This is a genomic window from Ekhidna sp. ABH4_415 (assembly GCF_056161305.1).
In genome coordinates, this window is sequence record NZ_JBSWYW010000007.1 from 89764 (window position 1) to 113236 (window position 23473).

Genomic DNA, 23473 nt, shown 5'->3' on the forward strand with positions numbered 1-23473 from the left:
CCATGCATATTTGTAGAATTGAATCAAAAATTGAAAAATGGAAATAGCTGCAAACAATCCAAAACTAAAATCCTGGGTAGATGTGCCCGCTAATTCAGACTTCCCGATCCAGAATTTACCGTTCGGAATTTTTAAAAAGGAGGGGATTAAACGTGTCGGAGTAGCCATAGGAAATAAGGTTTTGGACCTTGCCGGATTACATAATCATGGATTATTTGATGGAATGGGATTGCCTGAAGGCATCTTCGATAAAGAATTCCTGAATGATTTCATGAACCTTGGAAAACCAACTGCACGAAAGGTTAGAGAACGTGTTTCCGAACTTCTGCAGGAAGGCAATGAAGAATTGAAAAATCACTATGCACTTCAGTCTGTGTTGAATGATATGGATAAAATAAAAATGTGCTTGCCTGTTCGGGTTGGAGATTATACCGATTTCTATTCAAGTGAGCAGCATGCTTTCAATGTCGGGTCTATGTTCCGCGATCCGGACAATGCACTGATGCCAAATTGGAAGCACATTCCCGTAGGTTATCATGGACGGGCATCTTCTATTATCGAATCGGGCGTTCCGATACATCGACCTAAGGGTCAGCAGAAACCCAATGAGGACGAACCTCCCGTATTTGGTCCATGCAAATTATTGGATTTCGAGTTGGAGATGGCGTTCATTACTTGTGGCCAAAATCAATTAGGAGATTCGATCACTACTGAGGAGGCTGAAGACCATATTTTTGGCATGGTGTTGTTTAATGACTGGTCGGCCAGAGATATTCAAAAATGGGAATATGTGCCTTTAGGACCATTCCTGGCTAAAAACTTCGCATCTTCTATCTCACCATGGATTGTGACCTTGGATGCACTGGAACCATTCCGTATCCCGGGACCAAAGCAAGATCCTGAAGTCTTACCATATCTAAAATATGATGGAAATAAGCACTTTGATATCGATTTAGAAGTAGCTATTCAGCCGGAAGGAAGTGAAGAAAAAGTGGTCGGAAATTCCAACTTCAAATATATGTACTGGAATATGGCACAGCAATTAGCTCATCAGACCGTAAACGGTTGTAACATCAAAACCGGAGATATGTATGGAAGTGGTACGATTTCCGGACCGGAACCAAGTCAGTTTGGCTCTATGTTGGAAATCTCATGGAAGGGCACCAAGCCGGTAAAGATGCCGGATGGTTCGGAGCGAAAGTTCATTCAGGATGGTGATACGGTAATCATGCGTGGACACGCCGAGAAAGATGGTGTGCGAATCGGATTTGGTGAAGTAAGTACAAAGGTTTTGCCAGCTAAATAAAAGTTCTCAACTATCCCCCTGTGGAGCGGTCCGACGACTCGGGGGGTGGGGAAGTAGTTAAATAATAAACTATGACAATCGATCCAAAAGAAATACCAGTACCCGAATTACATGGGCACTTACTGGGAGCAGTAGCACCTCGTCCAATAGCTTTTGCAAGCACCGTGGACAAAGATGGAAATGTAAACCTGAGCCCTTTCAGCTTTTTCAATGTGTTTAGCGCAAACCCTCCAATCATGATCTTTTCTCCCGCACGGAGAGGCAGAGATAATACAACTAAACATACACTGGAAAATGTACTGGAGCATCCGGAGTGCACGGTGAATATTGTGTCTTATGACATGGTGCAGCAGATGTCGTTGAGCAGTACGGAATATGGAAAAGGGGTTAATGAGTTTAAGAAAGCGGGTTTTACGGAGGTCAAGTCAGAGCGAGTGAAGCCCCCACGGGTGAAAGAAGCTCCTGTCTCCTTTGAGTGCAAAGTGATTGAGGTGAAATCGCTGGGAGAGCAGGGAGGAGCCGGGCAGCTGGTAATCTGCGAAGTGCAGCTGATGCATATTGCTGATCGGGTTTTGGATGAGAATGGTAAAATCCATCCGAACAAACTGGATGCAGTAGCAAGAATGGGAGGAAATTGGTATGCCAGAGCGAGCGGAGATGCTATATTTGAAGTAGCCAAACCTCTGACAACCATGGGAATAGGAGTAGATCAAATACCTGACCAAATCCGAACCAGCACCGTATTGACCGGCAACCATCTGGGGATGCTGGGTAATGTAGAATCACTACCGACTGAGGAGGAAGTTAAGAATTTCGCTAATGAACCCGAAGTTCGTTCGATTCTCGATTCATTTGATGATGATGAGAATATGCAACTGGAGCTTCACAAGCTGGCAGCCGACCTGCTAAACGAAGATGAAGTGGATACGGCCTGGAAAGTGTTGATGATGGGGTAGATAAGCCACAAGCTTCAAGAAGCAAGTGATAAGTTAGCTTGAGGCTCATTTCTTGAAACTTGAAGCTTATAAAATGAAAGATAATTTTTCGACACAATCGGCTGATTATGCCAAATTCCGTCCGGTCTATCCAGATGCATTGGTGGAATACCTTGCATCTCTACCGAAAGAAAAAATAAGTTGCTGGGATTGCGGTACAGGAAATGGACAGCTCGCGTTGAAGTTAGCTCAGTACTTCGAAGAAGTTCAAGCGACCGATATAAGTGAGCGCCAACTAAAAAATGCCGAACAAGCAGCAAATGTCTACTATTCCAAGCAGTCTGCCGAAGTAACGAACTTTCCCAATGATCACTTTGACTTGGTAACTGTAGCGCAAGCAGCGCATTGGTTTGATCACGAGCTATTTAATGCTGAGGTGAAACGCGTGTTGAAGCCTGGTGGGTTTCTTGTTTTGTTCGGTTATGGCTTGGTACAGGTGGATGCTGATGTTCAGGATGTGATTGATCATTTTTATTGGAAAGTAACCAAGCCTTATTGGGATCCGGAGCGTGATCATATTGAGGCGGCCTACAAAACCATTCCTTTCCCATATCAGGAAGTGAAGGATGCACCCAAGTTCAAAATGGAGAAAGTGCTATCACTGGATCAATTGGTCGGGTATATAAGTACTTGGTCTGCCGTACAGCATTACACCAAGGCCAATGGTCATTCACCTATTCCTGCATTCAAAGATCAGTTAAGTCAAGTTTGGGGTTCAGGAACTCGAAATGTGCGATTCCCACTTTTTATGCGAGTGGGGGCGAATGGATTATAAATGCTCAATAATTATTATGAAGACAATTTTATCTACCCTGTTAATACTCACCTGGTTTAGCTCATTGGGTCAACAACAAATGGCAGAGTATCCTGGAGGGGTTAATGCTTTGCATCAATACATTAGACAAGAACTTATCTATCCCAAATTAGCGAGTGATTATGGTATTGAAGGTAACGTGAGAGTTGCCTTTGTTGTAGATACTACTGGTGCTGTGAGCAATGTAGAAGTACTAAAAGGGATTGGTGGCGGGTGTGATGAGGAAGCAATTCGAGTCATTCAAAATATTCCTGAGCGATTTTCACCAGCAATTATGCGTGGATATAAAATTCGATTTAGGACATCAATAGATATCAAATTTTCCATTGCGAGTTTAACAGTTTCTAATATCAAAGAAAGATTTAATGATATTAGCCAGAGTAACCCTAATGGCTTCCGGGATTATGAAGGCGTAATGCTTGATGCTACCAATTACATACTCACTCATTCTACTATTTTATCTTCGGAGCTAATAGATGCGCTGGAAATTTTTGATAAACTCTATTCACTTAACCCTGATCTAAACATACCCACTCAATGTCAGTTTTTTCGAGAATTGCATACTGAAGAGCAGAAGACTTACTATGAAGTAGCGATGGTCAATTATATTTTACTTAATCGCAAGAACGGAAAAGACTTGAGTTGCATTCAAATACAAGATCATTACTTAGGTCAGTCAGATGTACAAGAAGTTCAGCTTGAAGGAGCTAAGAATCTATTGCATTATATGCTGGATAAATGGAATCACCTTACCCCTCCAAAATCCGCTAAGAAATATTACAAGGCTATGGCCAAAGGGAGACTATCAATAGAAGCTATCCAACAAGGTCTTTAAAAAGCGAACCGCTCTTTAAATTCCAATAGCTCCTTCTTCAAGACTTGGGTCTCAAATCGATCAATGTAATCAAAGAGCTTGCTATTAGCATTGATTTTCAATTCCCTCAGATTCATGTGCTGATTTGTAAACAGAAACTCCAATGTGGGATAGATTTCTTTAAGCACATCTACTAAATCCAAAACCTGAAGATTCTTATCCACCAGATTATAGGTTCCGCTTGGCACTTCTTTGATGATAGCCTGAGCAAGTGCATTACATAAGTAATCGACATGGATAAAAGCGCGTGACTGTTTTCCATTTCCATTGATCTGAATACGATTAGTGAAGTTTGCATCAAACATGAACCGATTGATTACCGCATCAAACCGCATGGATTTGCTATAACCATAGACATTTCCACCTCGGATATTTATGGCGTTCTTCTTTTCAGCTAGTCGATTGACGTGTTCTTCACCTCGCAGCTTCGAAATGCCATAAAAGGTGGATGGTGCCGGAGTGGTTGATTCATCAGAAACCTGATCACTAGCTCCATATACAGATGTACTACTCAGATAGATGAATTTTGAAATATCCGACTCCTCTGCACAATACACCACTTCCGCAGTTCCCCAGTGGTTGACCTGTTCGTAGAAATGTGGATCCGTGTTGGCAAATGGAGTAGTCACGATTGCTGCCAGGTGTACAACCACGTCTGAATCCGTCATTAGTTTTTTTAGCTGACGAGTATCAAGAATGTCTCCCCTTACTGAATGGATTTTCTCCTTGTTCTCATACTCCTTTCCCAAAAAGAAATTGTGATGACCTTTACTCAGGTTGTCATAAACGACAATTTGTTCGATTTCTGCTTTTGAAACCAGGTGCTTGACCAGCTTGGTTCCAACATATCCGGCTCCACCGGTGATGAGTACTTTCATGTTTGGTTGATTGGTTAGTTAATTAATTAGGAGACTCTATGTTTCACTAATTAACTATTTCACTGAATACTATTTTACTACTTGACTAAATCCGTATGCAATCCACACTCTACTTTATTTAAGCCAAACCATCGGGCTTCTCTTTCCTGCATGTCTAGATCCATTTTTCTGGTACAAGGCTCACAACCAATACTGATATATCCCTGCGCATCGAGTGGGTGCCGGGGTAGATCATATTCTTTGATGTAAGCAAATATTTTTCGGTTATCCCAATCCAGCATCGGATGAAAACGAATGCTATCAAAAGGGGCCGGTTGTTCTACTTTCATAGCTTTTCTTACTGCACTTTGATCACCACGCACACCGTTTATCCACACATCATGGCTGGCAAGTACGGACTCCATGGGTTGCGTTTTGTTTAGATAACAGCAATGATCAGGATCAGTGGTAAACAGTAGTTTTCCATTCGTTTCACGCTGCATGTTTTTTGGTGTATTAGGCTTTAGATCCACGATTTCCAATCCCAATCGATCAGCTACCTCATCTCTGAAAGAGATCGTTTCAGGAAATAAATAGCCGGTATTGATGAAATAGACAGGAATTGAATTGTCTATCTCACTCAAAATATGGAGCATTGGAATACTATGTGTCTGAAAAGAAGAGGTAGTAAAAAGGCGCTTCTCTTCGCTTTTGTATTCCGCTATTTTTTCCTTGATTTGGCGAATTTCCATTGGATGAATTTGAGGCAAAACAAACGCACAGAAAAATAAATTCATAGCTCAAAGAAACATCTTTGTAAAACCCGTTGTTATGAGTTCCAGTAATTTTGCAAGATGCCACGAGTTACGATAAACAGAAAAGAACATTTCAATGCAGCTCACAGACTTTATAATGAGTCATGGTCTGATGAGAAAAATGAAGCCGTTTTTGGAAAATGTAATAACCCGAACTGGCATGGTCATAATTATGAAGTGATTGTGAGTTTGACAGGAGAACCGGATGTAGATACCGGTTATGTCTATGACATGAAAAAGTTGAGTAATCTTATTAAGGACAAAATACTCAACAGATTCGATCACAAAAATCTGAATTTGGATGTAACCGAATTCGAAAATTTGAATCCAACAGCAGAAAACATCGTCAAAGTCATCTATGATTTGCTGAGGCCTGAGATAGAAGATGAGTACGAGATGAAAATAACTTTATATGAAACAGAAAGAAACTACGTCGAATATCCAGGCTGAGGAGCATGATGAGTACGCTGATCAACACGTAGGATCATCTTACGATACTCCTCTTCGTCCTGATGCCTTTGAACAAGATGATGAACTGAAGATTGAATTGATTTCCAAACATTTTAAAGAAATCATGCAAATACTTGGTCTCGATCTTCAGGATGATTCCCTTTCAGGTACTCCCAAAAGAGTAGCCAAAATGTACGTGAAAGAGGTTTTCTCAGGGTTAAATCCTAAAAACAAACCACAGGTTCGATTATTTGAAAATAAGTATAAGTATGATCAAATGTTGGTAGAGAAGGACATTACCTTCTATTCTCACTGCGAACATCACTTTGTGCCTATCTATGGGAAGGCACATGTAGCGTATTTCCCAAATGGTAAAGTGATTGGTCTCTCCAAGATCAATCGTATTGTTCAGTATTATGCCAAACGACCACAGGTCCAAGAAAGATTAACGGTGCAGATTGGTAAAGAGTTGAAGTCTATTCTTCATACCGATCACGTGGCTGTTGTAATGGATGCTTCACACATGTGCGTGTCTTCCAGAGGAGTTAATGATACTAACAGTCAAACTGGGACTGCCTTTTTTGATGGTAAATTCAAAGATCAGGACATAAAAACCGAATTTTTGAACTACGTTAATTCAAATACTAAATCTTAAAAGAAACGGATTTCCCTAAAAATTCATGATTGGTTTCTATTAAAAACTAGTTGACCTATCTTTGCCGACTGTTTTTGAAAACCATTTAAAAAATCATGGATAAATTAATCTATTTAGTGCCTGCCCTTGGGCTTCTGGGGCTTTTTGTGATGATCATCAAATCCCGCTGGGTATACAAGCAGGATGCAGGTGACAATAAGATGCAAGATCTTGCGAATCACATTAGAGAGGGGGCATTGGCATTTCTTAGTGCCGAATATCGAATCCTGGCCATTTTCGTTGTTTTGGCAGGAATTTTACTAGGAGTGATCTCCTCACTGGTTGAAACCACCCACTGGTTCATTATTGTAGCTTTTGTCATTGGAGCCTTCTTCTCTGCATGGGCTGGAAATATTGGGATGCGAATCGCTACAGCAGCTAATGTAAGAACCACCCAGGCTGCAAGAACCAGCCTGCCGCAGGCATTGAAAGTATCTTTTACAGGCGGTACTGTAATGGGACTTGGCGTTGCTGGTCTGGCCGTTTTTGGTTTAAGTATCCTTTTCATCTTATTATTTCAATTCTTCATGGGAGGTCAGTGGACTACCAATGGAGTTGAGGACATGACAATCGTGCTTGAAGCGCTTGCAGGTTTCTCTTTAGGGGCTGAGTCGATTGCACTTTTCGCACGTGTTGGCGGTGGTATTTATACTAAAGCTGCTGACGTTGGTGCAGACCTTGTAGGAAAAGTAGAAGCAGGAATTCCAGAGGATGATCCACGAAACCCGGCAACAATTGCTGATAACGTAGGTGATAACGTTGGAGATGTTGCAGGAATGGGAGCTGACCTTTTCGGTTCTTATGTAGCTACGGTACTCGCATCAATGGTACTTGGAAACTATGTAATCCGTGACATGGGTGGCTCTATCACCGATGAATTCAACGGAATCGGTCCGATTTTGCTTCCGTTGGTGATTGCTGGTTTGGGAATTGTATTCTCAATTCTAGGAACTATGCTTATAAAAATATCCAGCAATGATGCGAAAGAACCACAGGTACAAGCAGCTTTAAACAAAGGAAACTGGGGATCAATCATTTTGACTGCTGTTGCATGCTGGTTCGTCATTGACCTATTATTGCCTGCAGAGATGACCATGGCATTCTTTGGTGAAGGGAACATTACTGTTACTTCAGGAAATGTTTTTGGTGCCGTATTAGTCGGTCTGTTTGTAGGTGGAGCTATCTCTTACTTCACTGAATACTACACAGGTCTTGGTAAAAAGCCAGTTTTAGATATTGTTCAAAACTCGGCCACTGGTGCAGCAACAAATATTATTGCCGGACTCTCTACAGGTATGATTTCAACGTTTGCACCAATTCTTCTTTTTGCAGGAGCAATTTGGGGAGCATACGAGCTGGCCGGATTCTACGGAGTAGGCATTGCAGCATCTGCAATGATGGCTACTACTGCCATGCAGTTAGCAATCGATGCATTTGGACCAATTGCGGATAATGCGGGTGGTATCGCAGAGATGAGCGAGCTCCCGGAAGACGTAAGAGAGAAAACTGACATCCTTGATTCAGTAGGTAATACGACTGCTGCAATTGGTAAAGGATTCGCGATTGCTTCTGCAGCATTAACTGCATTGGCACTTTTCGCTGCGTATGTAACCTTCACAGGTATTGACGGAATCAACATCTTTAAGGCAGATGTACTTGCTGCGTTGTTCATCGGAGGGATGGTTCCTGTAGTATTCTCCGCATTGGCTATGAGGTCAGTAGGTAAAGCAGCCATGGAAATGGTGAAAGAGGTGAGACGACAGTTCAAAGAGATTCCTGGTATCATGGAAGGTACTGGAAAGCCAGAGTACGGAAAGTGCGTTGACATTTCCACAAAAGCTGCATTAAGAGAAATGATGCTTCCAGGAGCTATAACTATCATTGCACCAATCTTGATTGGATTCTTTATGGGTCCTGAGGCTTTAGGAAGCTACATGGCTGGAGTTGCAGTATCAGGTGTGCTTTGGGCAATCTTCCAGAACAACGCTGGTGGTGCATGGGATAACGCGAAAAAATCGTTTGAAGCCGGGGTAATGATCGATGGTGAGATGACTTACAAAGGTTCTGAAGCTCACAAGGCAGCTGTAACTGGTGATACGGTTGGTGATCCATTCAAAGATACTTCTGGCCCATCTATGAACATTTTGATCAAATTGACTTGTCTGGTAGGTCTTGTTATCGCTCCAATCCTGGGTGAAGTTTACGGATCAGGACATGGTTCAACGGAAGAAGCTGCTATTGTAGTTGTAGAAGAAGCTGATCCAATCAAAGAAGTTTCGAAGGAATTCAAAGTGACCATGGAATCATTGGAAGATGGTCAGGTTCAGGCGATCGTAACTACAACGACGGTTGAAAATGGAGAAAGCATTGTAAAAGTAGATACTTTGGTGGGTGAGAAATCTGCGGTTAAAGCCCAGATTGATGCAATGAAATAATCTCATCTAAAACAATATTTTAAACCTCGGCTTTAATTAGTCGAGGTTTTTTTGTGCCTTTATTTAACTTCCAATTTGTGTCAGATAAGGAGCTTTTTCAAATCGCTGAAGACTGGTTTAAGTCAAAGGAGTGGAAGTCTTTCGAATTTCAGCGAAAGACCTGGGAAGCCTACCTAAAGGGGAAAAGTGGACTTTTGAATGCACCCACAGGTTCAGGAAAAACTTATGCCCTCTGGATTCCTTGCGTGCTAGAGTTTTTAAAAGAGCATGAACCGCATGATATAAAGCCTGAAGTTCAGGTGCTATGGATCACTCCGCTTAGGGCATTAGCTAAGGATATCCAAAACGCCATGCAAAGCTTTTGTGATGATCTGGACATTCGCTGGAATATTGGATTACGAACAGGTGATACAACCACTTCGGAAAGGCAAAAGCAAAAGAAAACAGCACCGCAGGCTTTGGTAATTACTCCTGAAAGCTTACACGTTTTGTTAAGTCAGAGCGACTATCCAAACTACCTGAAAAATGTCAAAAGTATCATTGTAGATGAATGGCATGAGCTGATTGGGACAAAAAGGGGCGTAGCTACTGAGCTAGCAATTTCAAGGCTTAAGAAGTTGACGGATAATGACCTTAAGATATGGGGTATTTCTGCTACTATAGGAAACTTACCTCAAGCCAAACGGGTGTTGCTCGGTGAAGATTGGAATAAAGATGCGACCTCAATCAAATCGAATATTGAAAAGCAAATTGTAGTGGAATCCATTATGCCGGACGAGGTGGAGAAGTTTCCATGGTCTGGTTATTTAGGTGTGAAGCTTATTGATAAGGTTTTACCGATTATTGAGCAGAGCAACACTACTCTTCTATTTACCAATACGCGATCGCAAACGGAATTATGGTATCAGGCAATTCTTAAAGCAGCGCCAGGTCTTGCTGGAGTGATGGCAATGCATCATGGTTCCATGGATCAGCATATTCGAAATTGGGTAGAGGATGCCTTGCATGAGGGGAAGCTTAAGTTAGTGGTTTGTACTTCCAGCCTGGATCTGGGTGTTGATTTTCGTCCGGTTGATACAGTCATTCAAATTGGCGGACCCAAAGGAGTTTCCCGTTTTCAACAACGTGCGGGTAGGAGTGGACACGGTCCCGGAGAAGTTAGTAGGATATATTTTGTTCCTACTCACTCGCTGGAATTGATTGAAGGAGCTGCACTTAGAACGGCTATTAAGCAGGGAAGCTTTGAGCAGCGAAAACCGTTAGAGAAATGTCTTGATGTTTTAATACAATACCTGGTGACACTCTCAGTGAGTGGGGGTTTTCGTCCGTTGGAGATTCTAGAAGAGATAAAGCAAACGTATTGCTTTCGATTACTAACAGGTGAGGAATGGAATTGGGTATTGGAGTTCATTACTACTGGCGGAAGCACACTGGGAGAATACGATGAATTTTCTCGTGTTTATAATGATAATGGTGTTTACAAAATCATCAACAAACGAGCGGCACTGCGGCATAAGCTTTCCATCGGAACGATTGTGGGTGATCCGGCCATGAGTGTAAAATTCATTTCAGGAGGTCACCTGGGTACGGTGGAGGAAAGCTTCGTATCCAAACTTAATCCCGGGGATACGTTTTGGTTTGCTGGACAAAACCTGGAATTTGTTCGAATAAAGGACCTTACAGTGCTGGTCAAAAAATCCAAGCGAAAGAGCGGACTTACTCCGGCCTGGGGTGGGGGAAGACTTCCACTATCATCTTTACTTTCAGATCAAATAAGGGCAAAGCTGCAATTAGCAATTCTGGGAAATTTCTCTGATCCTGAGCTTCAGAAGATCAAACCAATTTTAGACCTTCAAAGCAGGATGTCAATGATTCCGGATAAAGACTCGCTCCTGATAGAAAAAGTAGAAACAGAGCATGGTCATCACCTCTTCTTTTTCACTTTTGAAGGGATGTTTGTACATGAGGTCTTAGCTGGCCTCATAGCTTACAGAATGAGCAAGCTCCAAAAGATAACCTTTTCCATCTCCATGAATGACTATGGATTTGAGCTGCTATCCGATCAGGAAATTGCTATTGAAGAAGCACTTGAATTGGATCTTTTTTCAGAAGAAAATCTCTATCAGGATATTAATGAATCAATCAATATGACCGAGATGGCCCAGCGCAAGTTTCGAGATGTAGCAACCATTGCTGGTCTGATCTTTCAAGGCTATCCAGGAAAAAATATTCGGGCCAGACATCTTCAGGCCTCTTCAGGAATCATTTACAAAGCTTTTAAAGAATACGATGAAAGCAACTTACTGTTGAAACAATCCATGGAAGAGGTCATGACGCTCCAGTTGGATCAATCCAGGTTTATGGAGGCAATACGCAGGATTAACTCACAGAAAATCATCTTAAAAGAAACGATAAAACCCACTCCCTTTGCATTTCCAATTTTGGTAGATATGATACGAAGGGAGCGATTGAGTTCAGAAGATGTGACCGATCGTATTTTAAAAATGCAGATGCAGCTTGAACGATCTGTTAGTGAAGATTAAATTTGGCTTATGAAAATTGCTTTATCTCTTATTTCACTGTTTGTAGCTACGTTGCTATACAGTCAGTCTGTAGTCGGAACATGGAAGACCATTGATGACGAATCTGGTAAACCCAAGTCTGTTGTAGATATTTACGAAAAAGATGGTCGATACTATGGAAAGATCATTAAACTATTTAGAGAACCGGGAGAAGATCCTGACCCTATTTGCGAGGAATGTGAAGATCATCGAAACGGGCAGAGAGTGATTGGGATGGAGATCATTTCTGATATGAAATACGATAAAGGGGATGATGAATATCGTAAAGGCGAAATCCTGGATCCTGAAAATGGGAATATTTATGATTGCAAAATATGGGTTGAAGATGGAAAGCTGAAAGTAAGAGGCTATTTACTCTTTTTCTACCGAACCCAAACCTGGCTTCCATACACGGAAGGATGATAGAGGTAGAGATTTCAGGAGAAGTTCTCACTTTACTTCCTGAGCGAGCCATTTTTTGGGAAAAACAACAAACACTGATTTTGTCAGATCTTCATTTGGGTAAGGCAGGGCATTTCAGGAAACATGGAATCCCGGTTTCCAGAAGAATCCACCTTACAGACATCCAGATTCTTGAAACACTAATCAAGCTCCTGCTCCCGAAGAAAGTACTGCTACTCGGTGATCTTTTCCATAGTTTTGAAAATAATGAATGGCAGGACTTTTTAAACTTCCTCCAGGTGTTTGATACAATCAATTTCACCTTAGTTGAAGGAAATCACGACATCCTTTCGGAGTACCCACCTGCACTTGCAGTAACTCCCCATTTAGAGATGGATCCCTTTTCTTTCTCTCATTATAAGGAGCCATCTTCATTTTATAATATTTCTGGGCACATCCATCCAGGGGTGATGGTACGAGGAAAAGGGAGGCAGAGTATTACCATGCCATGTTTCTATTTTTCAAAAAATCATGGGGTTATACCTGCCTTTGGACAGTTTACAGGAGTAAAGAAAATCAGACCCGCAAAAGGTGATAAAGTATATGGTATTGCTGATGGTAGTGTTATTGATTTAACCCGTGTTATTAGTTAGCGTTATCTTTTCATTTTAAGAAACATTCTACTGAAAAGCGATCAAAAATTTCTTTTCAAGGAATTTTTACTGGGTTATCCGGTCAAAGTATTGGCATTCGTCTGTTTTGCTAATGAAAGCTTTTGACATAATAATCCTTGTTAGATAACGTGAGTTTTGTCGTATTTTACAACTTTAAACCTCTTTACTCACCTAAGAGGGGTTACTTAATGAATATAAATCGTATTAAAAACTGGCTTGGTGTATGAAGGACAGTGAGATACTGGAGCGAATTAGTCGCGGAGATGAACGCATGCTTGATCATCTGTATACAAAATATTACAGGATGATGACAAAGATTGTGCTCAGTAACAACGGGACTGAGGACGAAGCGAAAGACGTATACCAGGAGGCCTTACTCGCTTTTTGGCAGAAAGCTGCCAGTGGGAAGTTGGTTTTGACATCCAAGATCAGCACCTACTTATACAGCATATGTCTTAATCAGTGGAGAAAGGAATTAGATAGGAAAAGTCGTTTGAGTAATGAGGAGGTTGATCGTGAAGAATTTCAAACGCATGACGCCAAGGAGCGGCTGAAAATTGTGATGGATTGCATTGCTCAATTGGGCGATGTATGTAAGAAAGTGCTTACCCACTACTACTTTGATGGAATGGGTATGCAGGAAATAGCTGAGCAAATGAACTTTGCCAATACAGATACGGCAAAGACGAAGAAATATAAGTGTAAGAAGAAATTAGATAGTTTAATAAAGAGTAAATACACCACCGAAGACTTTTTTGATTAGACATGACAAAACAACAACTAGAGCAAATTGATAAGTACCACTCCGGCAGGATGAACGAGTCAGAAATGGCAAACTTTGAAAAGCAACTGGAGTCAGATCCCGCCTTAAAAGCCGAGAGTGACCTGCAATCCGATATTGTAGGCGGCCTAAAAGAGTACCGCAAATTAGAACTTAAGGCACGCCTTGACGCCATCAATGTGGGCCCTACCTGGATGGAGTTCATGGGACAGTCCGCTCTTATGAAATCAATGGGAGGTGTGATTGTAGCCTCATTAATTGGTACAGGTATCTACTTATATGGTGAACAAGATGAGAAGATTGAAACAGATACTCCAGTAACAATAAATGCTCCTGTAGCTGAATCGGTGGAGTACGTTTGGGAGTTAGGACAGGAAGAGTCTGATAATTCAGCAAACACAACATTAGAGAAACCAGAAATAGCTAATGAACCAGCTATGAAAACCAACCCTGAAGTTCAGGTGGCGGATCAATCTGCAAGAGAAGAGCAGGTTGTAATAAATGAAGATAAAGAGGTATTCAAGCCATCTTTTGAAGCACCTGATGTGACGGATGTCGAGGAAGACAGCAAATTCCAATCTGCAGGCTTAGATGAATTACCTGAGACCACAAAGGCAACTGCATCAGAAGATCCGATAGATGTCGAGACTGAGAACAACCGAAGTAAGACAATCAAATACAAGTACTATGATGGTAAGCTTTTCTTAAGCGGTGATTTCGATAAATCCACTTATGAGATTTTGGAGATCAATAGTGCTTCAGGTAGACGCATCTATGTCTACTACATTGATACATATTACAAAGTAGGAACGACAGATCGTCTGACTGAGCTACCCGTGGTAAGAGATCAGGATGTGATCAAGGAACTGGAGTTACTCAGAGAAAATAAGTAATGTTCAAAAGCATTTCCATTTTGCCTAAATTCGTGGCTTAATGGAAGAGAAAAAGACCAGAAAAAAACGTAAGCTCGGAAGCTACCCCTTTGCCAGTGTGGTATTTAGTATCACAGTGGCATTGTTGGTTTTAGGACTTTTTGGTTGGCTATTAATACATAGCTCAAGACTTGGTACTCAGATTCAGGAGAATATTGAAGTTCAGGTTTATCTCAACAAAAATATCTCTCAGTCTGACATTACTAAAATCCGAACAGCGATTGCGTCTAAGCCATACACATTGGTAAAGGAAACACCGCAGATTACGCTGATTACAAAAGAAGAAGCTGCTAAGCAATTTATTGAGGCTACAGGCGAGGATTTCAAAGATTTTTTAGGTGATAATCCCTTACGCGATCTGTTTGCAGTTAAAATCAAAGGGAGCTATCAGGCTCTTGATAGCTTAAATCAAATCAAAGGAGAAATCGAGGGCATGCGTGGAGTGTTCGAGGTAGAGTATGAGGAGAGCCTCATTGAAAGCATCAATGAGAACTTAACTAAGATTGGTTTCATACTGCTCGGAATAGCCATTTTTGCTTTGCTCGTAGTTATTATCCTGATCAATAACACCATTAAACTAGCGCTGTTTTCCCAACGATTCTTAATAAGAAGTATGCAGCTAGTGGGGGCTACAAGTTCTTTTATTCAGCGCCCTTTCCTTTACAGGTCCATGCTTTATGGCTTTTTTGCCGGCGTTTTGGCCTGCGGGATCATCTACGGATTTACTGTTTATATGAATGGAATGATCGAGGGGTTGGAGGAGCTACAAGATACGAATGGATTTATTTTACTGTTCGGACTAATCCTTCTGATGGGAATCATCGTAGGATACTTCAGCTCTTTACGAGCGATTAGAAAATATTTAAAAATGTCACTAGACGAACTTTATTAAAGACATGTCAGAAAAAAGAAAACTTGCTTTCTCAAAAGTCAACTACATAATCATGATCACCGGGGTAATTGTTCTTGCCATGGGATTCATTTTCATGACGATGGATACAGAACCTTATGGATTTGGATTCCTTGGACTAACGCTTGGCCCCATAGTGGTCATGCTTGGTTTCATTATCCAATTTGTAGCCATTTTTTATAAGCCCAAAACAAATTCGGATTCTGAATGAGTTGGATTGAAGCCCTGATTCTTGGAATCATACAAGGACTTACAGAATTCTTACCGGTTAGTAGTAGTGGGCATTTAGAAATAGGATCCGTGCTTCTGGGCGCTCAGAGCTCGGATAATTTACTGTTTGCAGTAACGGTTCATTTAGCTACAGCACTGGCAACAATAGCTGTTTTTAAGAACGATATTGTGCAGTTGCTCAGGGATATCTTCAGGTTTGAGTGGAATGAATCCACACAGTTTGCTGCTAAGATCATCCTATCAATGATCCCGGTGTTTGTAGTAGCTGTCTTCTTCAAAGACCAAATTGAAGCACTGTTTATTGGAAATCTGATGCTGGTTGGTTCCATGCTTTTGATTACCGGAGGATTGCTGCTTTTCGCTCATTATAAAAACGACGGGACAAAATCAGTTGGATTTGTTGGTGCAATCATCATAGGTTTAGCTCAGGCATTCGCCGTGCTTCCGGGAATCTCAAGATCCGGATCGACGATAGCTACTGCATTGATTTTAGGAGTTGAACGATCCAAAGCAGCTCGTTTTTCTTTTCTGATGGTTTTGATACCGATTCTCGGCGCAAGTTTGCTTGAAATATTGGATTACACAGAAAATACAGCAGCTCATGCTATCAGCTCATCTAGTCTGATTATTGGCTTTTTAGCTGCATTCATTTCCGGCTTTATTGCGTGCAAATGGATGATTAGAATCGTGAAAAGGGGCAAGTTGACTTACTTTGCCATTTATTGCTTCATTGTTGGAATCATAGCGATTATAGCCGCCTGAAATGGAAAACACCTACGCCGAGGGAAAGCTTTTACTTATCAATAAACCAGTAGACTGGACATCATTCGATGTAGTGAAAAAACTGCGCTATACCCTTAAAGTGAAAAAGATTGGTCATGCAGGCACACTTGATCCATTGGCTACAGGACTGCTTATCATCGGCACAGGTAAATTCACAAAAAAGCTTAATGAACTACAAGGGTTAGATAAAACCTATGAAGGCATCATAGAAATAGGGAAGACTACTCCATCCTATGATTTGGAGACTGAGTTTGATTCTGAGGCTGACTGGTCTGGCGTTTCAAAAGAGCAGCTTGAAGCAGCCAGAGAAAAATTAACAGGTGATATTCAGCAAATACCACCTGCTCATTCGGCCATCAAAGTGGGAGGAGAGCGGGCGTATAAAAAGGCTAGAAAAAACAAGGAAGTAAAACTTGAACCAAGATCTTTAAGGATTCACGATTTTCAAATTGACTATACAAATCTTCCTGAAGTGAAGTTTAAAGTATCATGCTCTAAAGGTACTTACATCAGAAGTTTAGCCCACGATTTTGGTCAACACTTAGGTGTAGGAGCATATTTAAAAAAACTGGTTCGAACCAGTGTGGGAGAATATCAGTTGTCAGATGCAGTAGATTTGGATGAATTTGTTCGACAGCACAATGCGGGTAGTTGATCACATAGAGGAATTCGAAAAACCGGACTTTGCGGTGGTAACGATTGGGACGTTCGATGGCGTGCATGTTGGGCATCAGGCAATCCTCAAACGGCTTGTTTCTGAAGCTAAGAAAAACAAAGGTAAGAGTGTTTTAATTACCCTTTGGCCACACCCACGGTTTATACTCAATAAAGATGCAGACAAGTTAAAGCTACTCTCAACATTTGATGAAAAGGTGAAAATGGTAGCTGACCTGGGCGTTGATTATATTCTAAAAATTGCGTTTACGCCTGAGTTTTCAAATCTCAGTGCTGATCAGTTTGTCAGGCAGATACTGGTAGAAAAAGTAGGCACCAAAAAGCTGTTTATTGGCCATGATCATCACTTCGGGAATAATAGAGAAGGCAACATCCATTTTCTTCACGAGCATTCTGAAAAGTACGGATTTGAGGTAAATGAAATTTCCAAACAAGAGATTGATCACATCGGCATCAGCTCAACTAAGATCAGGAATACCCTTGAAAGTGGTGAAATTCATTTAGCCAACTCTCTTTTAGGAAGAAATTATTCCATTAAAGGAAAGGTGATTGATGGGAATAAAAAGGGACGATCCATTGGGTTTCCAACGGCCAATATTGAAATTCCGGAAACATATAAGCTTCTTCCCGCAGATGGAGCATATGCTGTGAAGGTTTGGGTTGACTCATTTATGTATAATGGAATGCTAAATATTGGCTTTAAACCCACAGTGGATGGGAGCAACCGTACCATAGAAGTTCATCTGTTTAATTTTGATTCAGATATCTATAGAAAGGAAATTGTCGTTGAGTTTGTGCGAGCTTTGAGAAAAGAAATGAAATTTGACAGTATAGAGGAATTGAAAACACAACTTCAGAAAGATCGGGAAGCGGCAATGGATATTTTATCATGAAAGTTGGCTACTATACCATATTGGCACTATTTGTTTTTGTGGCTCTCTTGGGTTGCAAAAAAACAGAAGACCTCATCGACTTTACTGAAGAGGATGAAGTGTTGCTAGGGGAGAAGCTTTCTGAGATTATTTTGGAAGACGGGACTTTTGGAGTGATCCCTTCAGAAGGTAACAGTATTGCCTATGGATATGTGAATTCTCGATTGAATGAGATCACCAGTTCATCAGCCATCTCTAAAAGTGAAGAATTCAATTGGACGATTACCCTCTTCGATGATGAAACCAGGCAGGCCTTTGCTTTGCCCGGAGGATATATTTATGTGAGTACCGGAATGATATTTTATCTGGCTAATGAGGATCAGTTTTCAGGTTTGCTTGCACATCTGGTGGCACATATAGATCAATCGCATGTTTCCGAAAGACTTTTTTTCAAGTACGGTGTAAATGGATTGAAATCCATTGCCACATCTGGCGATGCAGAAAAGCTCAATCAGATCATTGCTGATTTAGATTTAAGAGGGACATATATACAATTTTCACGAGCGAATGAATTAGCTGCTGATACCTTATCCGTATCATTATTGGCAGGTTCCGGTCAGGCATGTAACTCATGGGGCGTATGTATGGATCGGGCATTAAATGTTCAACCTGAGCTAATTTCTGTATTCAATGGCGCCCACAGACTGGATACTACCAGATTGGAACCGATTGATGAAGTTGCAGGCTCATTGGGATGTGATACTACAATAGACGATGAGTCTGACAATCGATTCATTTCTTTTAGAAATTCACTCCCATAAATTTTTCCCCTTTTCCAGAGGAGATGAGGATTATACAGTTTCAAAAAAAATACCGAATATATAAATACCAATATTTCAATGAGAAAATCAGAAATCAAGTTTGTAGTAGAGTTAGATAAGGAAAATATCCCTGAAAAGATCATGTGGGACGCAGACGAAAAAGATCAACCAGGTCCTTCGGAGACCAAATCGATCAGCCTGTCTCTTTGGGATCATGAAAACAAGAATACCATGCGTATCGATCTATGGTCGAAAGATATGCCTATGGATGAAATGAAGCATTTCTATATTGATTGTTTAGGAGGGTTGGCACAGAGCGTTTTGAATGCCACCGGTGATGAATACATGAATCAGGAGATCTCTGCATTATGTGACAGGCTGGTGGAACACGTAAAAAATGAAGGATAAAACCTTGAGACCCTCTTAATTCCCTAAAAATCATTAATATTATGCATGCATAATAAAATGTAAATTAGAGATGAATCTATTTGGCTATAAGTAGATATTTATGGTAAATTATTTCCTTAAATGCCAAATGTTATTTTGCTAAACATCAACCCATATGAACCGAAACATTACTAAGTGGATTTTAAGCGCATTCCTAACTCTTTTATTTAGTTATTCATATGCGCAGACAACTGTGTCAGGAACGATCACTGATGCAGAAACAGGCGAGCCACTCATTGGAACGCAAATTCTTGTAAAAGGAACTGTACTTGGAACCATTTCAGATGTAAATGGAGAGTTTTCCTTATCTATACAATCCTCACCACCAATTACGCTGGTAATTACCTATGTAGGATATGAGCGCCAGGAAATTGAAGTTACCTCCTCAGGTCAAAATATTAGTGTGCAGATGGCAGAATCAACTCTACTTGGTCAGGAAGTGGTGGTATCTGCGTCTAGAGTGGAGGAAAATATTCTACAGTCACCGGTAAGTATTGAAAAAATGGATATTCTGGCTGTGCAAAATTCCACAGCAGCTAGTTATTACGATGGAATTGCAAACCTGAAGGGTGTTGATGTTGCTTCAAGTAGCATCAATTTTCAGATCATCAATGCTCGTGGGTTTGGTTCTACGGGAAATACACGGTTTGTTCAATACATAGATGGGATGGATACCCAGGCACCTGCCTTGAACTTTCCAATTGGAAACTTAAATGGACCTTCTGAATTAGATGTTGAAAGTGTTGAGTTAATACCAGGTGCTAGTTCAGCGCTTTATGGACCTAACGCCTTTAATGGAGTTTTATTAATCAATAGTAAGAACCCATTTGAGTATCAGGGATTAAGTGCTTTTGTAAAAACAGGCGTTAACCATGTGGGGCCTGATGCGGATCAGGACCCGGCATTAATGAATACATTTTCTTTAAGGTATGCTAAAGCATATAACAACAAGTTTGCATTTAAAGTGAATGCCACCTATTCGTATGCAGATGATTGGCACGGTACCTCCACATTTGATCGTAATGCTGAGAATAATCCATTTGCAAGTATAGGAGGCGAAAATCCTGGGGCTGATTTACTTCACTCACATGGAGATGAGGCTGCTATCAACTTAGCCATTTTTCCTTTTAGCTCGACATTCAGTGCACTAGCAAGTTCAAGAAATTTTGGACCCGGCTTGAGTGCAAACTCGTATGCACAAGCTGGAGACTTACCAAATCATGTTGTTTCAGTGACTCCTTGGGAAGAGAAATATTTAGCAGATTATGGTGCTGAAAATATGAAGTTAAATGCAGGCTTGTTTTATCGCTTGAATGACGATCTGGAGGCAAGTTATATGTATAATGGAGGTTTTGGTACAAGTATCTATACAGGAGCTCAACGTTATTCACTGTCTAATTTCAATATTCAACAGCATCGAGTACAATTAAGAGCAGATAACTTTTTCGTAAGGGCATATGGTACGTTTGAAAATTCAGGAGATTCTTACATCACTGAGTTTTTAGCACTTAAAATGAACGACAATCGTAGTGGTGGAGGAGTCTCAACCTGGTTAGCTACATACGGCGTTAACTACTTAGAATATCTAAATCAGCAAGGTTATGACCCGGGAGATATCGCGGCTCTTAGGCAGTCAGATCCTTCAGCTGCATTACTTGTAGATCAGGCGGCACACCAATATGCAAGAGGTCAAAATGATAATAATTACTTCCCTTTAGATCCCGTAGAACAAGCTGCTGCATTTGAGCGAATAAAAAATGAAGAATTGGACGGGACCATCCCTTTTGGACCGAAATTCAGTGATGCAACAAAAATGTACCAGGCAGATGCTCAGTATGATTTTAAAAATCAAATTGATGCAGTAGAACTTCAAGTAGGTGCAAGCTACCGAATATTCGATTTGAGATCGGATGGAACAATTTTCCCTGATCAGGATGGAGGGATACAAATCAACGAATATGGTGCTTTTGCACAGGTTGCAAGAAGAGTTACGGATAATCTTAAACTGAGTGGATCGGTTCGATTCGATAAGAATCAGAACTTCGATGGTCAAGTTAACCCTCGAATCTCTGCCGTATATACTGTTGCAAATGATCACAATATCAGGGCTTCATTTCAGACCGGATTTAGAAACCCCACCACACAGGGACAATACATAGATTTGAATACGATTTCAACGCGTCTATTAGGAGGACTGCAAGAAAACTATGATCGATACGACCTTGATCGTGTAAGCTCTACAGGGGTTCCGTTAGCCTTTACTGGCGGATCTGTTAATGATTTCCGAAATGTGATTTTTGCTACTGGCGATATCGCAGCAGCAGCAGCTGAGTTGGAAACTTTTACAACCGCAGATATTCGTCCAGTTGTACCGGAGGAGGTAAAGTCAATGGAGATTGGCTACAAAAGCTTGATTAATAACAAATTATTGGTTGATGCTGTTTATTACCGAAATATTTATACCAACTTCATCACGCAGGTACGCATTGTTCTTGCTGAAGAGTACACCAGTGCGACTGCTCCTGACCCGTCTCTCGAGGGGACTCCAAACTATCTGACTATTCTGAACGGTAGCGCATTAACTAGAGAAAGTGATGGCTCGTTTACAGGAAATACAGCACAGATTTATTCGAATCTGGACGATGAAGTGACTTCACAAGGAGCAGCTTTGGGATTAACTTACAATTTACCTCGAGGGTATACTGTTGGTGTGAATTATAACTGGAATCGATTAGAAGGTGGTTTTACTGAAAATAATCTGACAGAGTTTAATACACCTGAGCACAAATACAATGTGAAGTTTGGTAATAGAAAAGTAACTGATAGACTTGGGTTTAATGTGACTTATAGATGGCAAGATGCTTTCCGATGGGAATCTTCTTTTGCTATTGGAGATGTTCCTTCTTATGGAACGCTCGACGCGCAGGTTTCTTACAAGCTTCCTGATCTTAAATCGGTCGTTCGTCTTGGAGGAACCAACATAGCTGGAAATCCATATAATCAAAGTTTAGGCGGTCCAAATATCGGATCTATCTATTATGTATCAGTAACCTTTGATGAATTGATGAACTAAAAAAAATATCTTTTATAGGGCCGCCATTTGCCCCAAATGGCGGCTTTTTTTATTTATAGCCTTAATATTTATTATATGAAAAAGTTAATATGGTTAATCCCAATCTTGGGATTTTTTGGTTGTAGTGATGATGATGGGCCTTCTGGAACAAGGTACGTTGATGATTTATATTCCGAGGTAAACACTACACTGGATATTAAATATGGCGCCAACGCTGCATTAGTTGGCACATCTCAAGATTTGTATTTAGATGTTTACGAACCATCTGGTGACACTAAATCAAATAGACCATTATTATTACTTGCACACGGAGGAGCATTTGTAACTGGAACTAAGACGCAAATCCGAGATCTATGTACAGCTTACGCGAAAAAAGGATACGTTGTGGCAAGTATGAGTTACCGGTTGATCAATGATCAGACTATTAGTGACTCAGTAGCCTATAGTGAAGGAGTGGTACTGACATTGGCAGATATGAGAGCCGCTATTCGATATATGCGAAATGATGCTTTAAACGCGAATACTTTTAACATAGATCCCAACATGATCATTATTGGAGGAGTATCAGCCGGTGCAGTAATGGCAATGAATGTGGGCTTTTATGATGAGAGTGATCCTGCAACCCCAGAATACCTTCAGGAGCACCTTGATAACCATGGTGGGTTTGAAGGGGATTCGAATGACATAAATGTTTCATCTGAAGTCCAGGGAATAATAAGTTTTTCAGGATCTTTATTTAGGGATAAATGGATTGACAGTAATGATCCTCCCATTTTCATGGTACATGATGAAAATGATCCTGTTGTGCCTTGCAGATATGAGGATACGAATGTTGTCCCTTTTCCAATATTAGCTTATGGGGCTTGTGCTATTCAGGATGCGCTTGCTGCAGCAAATATTGCAGGTGAACTGGTTCTTATATCAGGAAGTGATGGGCATGTCAGTTATTTAGGAACAGATGGCGATCAGGAAATAATTGATTTGTCTGCAGAGTTTATAAACTCGATAATTATAGGTAACAATTAAAAGCAATGAGTTCAATAAAAAAGGCCTGCATGTGCAGGCCTTTTT

23 protein-coding genes are annotated in these 23473 nt (G+C 40.8%); 21 read left to right on the top strand and 2 right to left on the bottom strand.

The window, feature by feature from the left end:
* The first annotated feature begins 37 nt into the window (after positions 1-37).
* The 4 genes from fahA to ACXAH9_RS13350 all read left to right on the top strand — a co-directional run bounded on the left by fahA (position 38) and on the right by ACXAH9_RS13350 (position 3950).
* Positions 38-1306, top strand: coding sequence for a fumarylacetoacetase (gene fahA, locus ACXAH9_RS13335; protein WP_474895351.1), 1269 nt, complete (start codon positions 38-40; stop codon positions 1304-1306).
* 71 nt (positions 1307-1377) lie between these two features.
* Positions 1378-2262, top strand: coding sequence for a flavin reductase family protein (locus ACXAH9_RS13340; RefSeq protein ID WP_474895352.1), 885 nt, complete (start codon positions 1378-1380; stop codon positions 2260-2262).
* Positions 2263-2335: 73 nt separating this feature from the next.
* On the top strand, positions 2336-3076 hold the full coding sequence (locus ACXAH9_RS13345; RefSeq protein WP_474895353.1) for a class I SAM-dependent methyltransferase: 741 nt from the start codon (positions 2336-2338) through the stop codon (positions 3074-3076).
* Positions 3077-3092: 16 nt separating this feature from the next.
* Positions 3093-3950, top strand: coding sequence for an energy transducer TonB (locus tag ACXAH9_RS13350; RefSeq protein WP_474895354.1), 858 nt, complete (start codon positions 3093-3095; stop codon positions 3948-3950).
* Here the strand turns inward: ACXAH9_RS13350 and ACXAH9_RS13355 are convergent.
* Together ACXAH9_RS13355 and ACXAH9_RS13360 are read right to left on the bottom strand one after the other, a co-directional pair.
* A complete protein-coding gene (locus ACXAH9_RS13355) occupies positions 3947-4867 on the bottom strand; it encodes an NAD-dependent epimerase/dehydratase family protein (protein WP_474895355.1) in 921 nt (306 codons plus the stop codon). The two genes, ACXAH9_RS13350 and ACXAH9_RS13355, sit on opposite strands and share 4 nt — an antisense overlap.
* A gap of 77 nt (positions 4868-4944) precedes the next feature.
* Positions 4945-5598 (bottom strand): phosphoadenylyl-sulfate reductase, encoded by a 654-nt coding sequence (locus ACXAH9_RS13360; RefSeq protein WP_474895356.1) that lies wholly within the window; start codon positions 5596-5598, stop codon positions 4945-4947.
* 102 nt (positions 5599-5700) lie between these two features.
* Between ACXAH9_RS13360 and ACXAH9_RS13365 the strand changes: the two genes are divergently transcribed.
* The 17 genes from ACXAH9_RS13365 to ACXAH9_RS13445 all read left to right on the top strand — a co-directional run bounded on the left by ACXAH9_RS13365 (position 5701) and on the right by ACXAH9_RS13445 (position 23428).
* Positions 5701-6111 carry a 6-pyruvoyl trahydropterin synthase family protein gene (locus ACXAH9_RS13365; protein ID WP_474895357.1) on the top strand — a complete coding sequence of 137 codons (411 nt, stop codon included), beginning with the start codon at positions 5701-5703 and terminating at the stop codon, positions 6109-6111.
* Positions 6074-6766 carry a GTP cyclohydrolase I FolE gene (folE, locus tag ACXAH9_RS13370; RefSeq protein ID WP_474895358.1) on the top strand — a complete coding sequence of 231 codons (693 nt, stop codon included), beginning with the start codon at positions 6074-6076 and terminating at the stop codon, positions 6764-6766. Before ACXAH9_RS13365 ends, folE begins: the two co-directional genes overlap by 38 nt.
* Positions 6767-6861: 95 nt before the next feature.
* Entirely contained in the window at positions 6862-9240 is a 2379-nt protein-coding gene (locus tag ACXAH9_RS13375; RefSeq protein WP_474895359.1) for a sodium-translocating pyrophosphatase, read from the top strand.
* 77 nt (positions 9241-9317) lie between these two features.
* Positions 9318-11783 carry a ligase-associated DNA damage response DEXH box helicase gene (locus tag ACXAH9_RS13380; protein WP_474895360.1) on the top strand — a complete coding sequence of 822 codons (2466 nt, stop codon included), beginning with the start codon at positions 9318-9320 and terminating at the stop codon, positions 11781-11783.
* Positions 11784-11792: 9 nt separating this feature from the next.
* The gene (locus ACXAH9_RS13385; protein WP_474895361.1) at positions 11793-12224 is read left to right on the top strand and encodes a DUF2147 domain-containing protein; all 432 of its coding nucleotides are present in this window, start codon (positions 11793-11795) and stop codon (positions 12222-12224) included.
* Positions 12221-12856 carry a ligase-associated DNA damage response endonuclease PdeM gene (pdeM, locus tag ACXAH9_RS13390; RefSeq protein WP_474895362.1) on the top strand — a complete coding sequence of 212 codons (636 nt, stop codon included), beginning with the start codon at positions 12221-12223 and terminating at the stop codon, positions 12854-12856. Before ACXAH9_RS13385 ends, pdeM begins: the two co-directional genes overlap by 4 nt.
* Positions 12857-13100: 244 nt before the next feature.
* Positions 13101-13640, top strand: a complete 540-nt coding sequence (locus tag ACXAH9_RS13395) for an RNA polymerase sigma factor (RefSeq protein ID WP_474895363.1) — start codon at positions 13101-13103, stop codon at positions 13638-13640.
* A 2-nt stretch (positions 13641-13642) separates the two neighbouring features.
* Entirely contained in the window at positions 13643-14551 is a 909-nt protein-coding gene (locus ACXAH9_RS13400; protein WP_474895364.1) for a hypothetical protein, read from the top strand.
* A 40-nt stretch (positions 14552-14591) separates the two neighbouring features.
* A complete protein-coding gene (locus tag ACXAH9_RS13405; protein WP_474895365.1) occupies positions 14592-15482 on the top strand; it encodes a cell division protein FtsX in 891 nt (296 codons plus the stop codon).
* 4 nt (positions 15483-15486) lie between these two features.
* On the top strand, positions 15487-15711 hold the full coding sequence (locus ACXAH9_RS13410; protein WP_474895366.1) for a DUF3098 domain-containing protein: 225 nt from the start codon (positions 15487-15489) through the stop codon (positions 15709-15711).
* A complete protein-coding gene (locus ACXAH9_RS13415; RefSeq protein ID WP_474895367.1) occupies positions 15708-16493 on the top strand; it encodes an undecaprenyl-diphosphate phosphatase in 786 nt (261 codons plus the stop codon). The genes ACXAH9_RS13410 and ACXAH9_RS13415 overlap by 4 nt, the downstream gene beginning before the upstream one ends.
* A 1-nt stretch (position 16494) precedes the next feature.
* Positions 16495-17169, top strand: coding sequence for a tRNA pseudouridine(55) synthase TruB (gene truB / locus ACXAH9_RS13420; protein WP_474895368.1), 675 nt, complete (start codon positions 16495-16497; stop codon positions 17167-17169).
* Entirely contained in the window at positions 17156-18082 is a 927-nt protein-coding gene (locus ACXAH9_RS13425) for a bifunctional riboflavin kinase/FAD synthetase (RefSeq protein ID WP_474895369.1), read from the top strand. Before truB ends, ACXAH9_RS13425 begins: the two co-directional genes overlap by 14 nt.
* A complete protein-coding gene (locus ACXAH9_RS13430; protein ID WP_474895370.1) occupies positions 18079-18882 on the top strand; it encodes a M48 family metalloprotease in 804 nt (267 codons plus the stop codon). The genes ACXAH9_RS13425 and ACXAH9_RS13430 overlap by 4 nt, the downstream gene beginning before the upstream one ends.
* Before the next feature lie 78 nt (positions 18883-18960).
* Positions 18961-19290, top strand: coding sequence for a gliding motility protein GldC (gene gldC, locus ACXAH9_RS13435; RefSeq protein ID WP_349563091.1), 330 nt, complete (start codon positions 18961-18963; stop codon positions 19288-19290).
* Positions 19291-19444: 154 nt separating this feature from the next.
* Positions 19445-22402 carry a TonB-dependent receptor gene (locus ACXAH9_RS13440; RefSeq protein ID WP_474895371.1) on the top strand — a complete coding sequence of 986 codons (2958 nt, stop codon included), beginning with the start codon at positions 19445-19447 and terminating at the stop codon, positions 22400-22402.
* 75 nt (positions 22403-22477) lie between these two features.
* Entirely contained in the window at positions 22478-23428 is a 951-nt protein-coding gene (locus ACXAH9_RS13445; RefSeq protein WP_474895372.1) for an alpha/beta hydrolase, read from the top strand.
* The last annotated feature ends 45 nt before the right edge of the window (positions 23429-23473 follow it).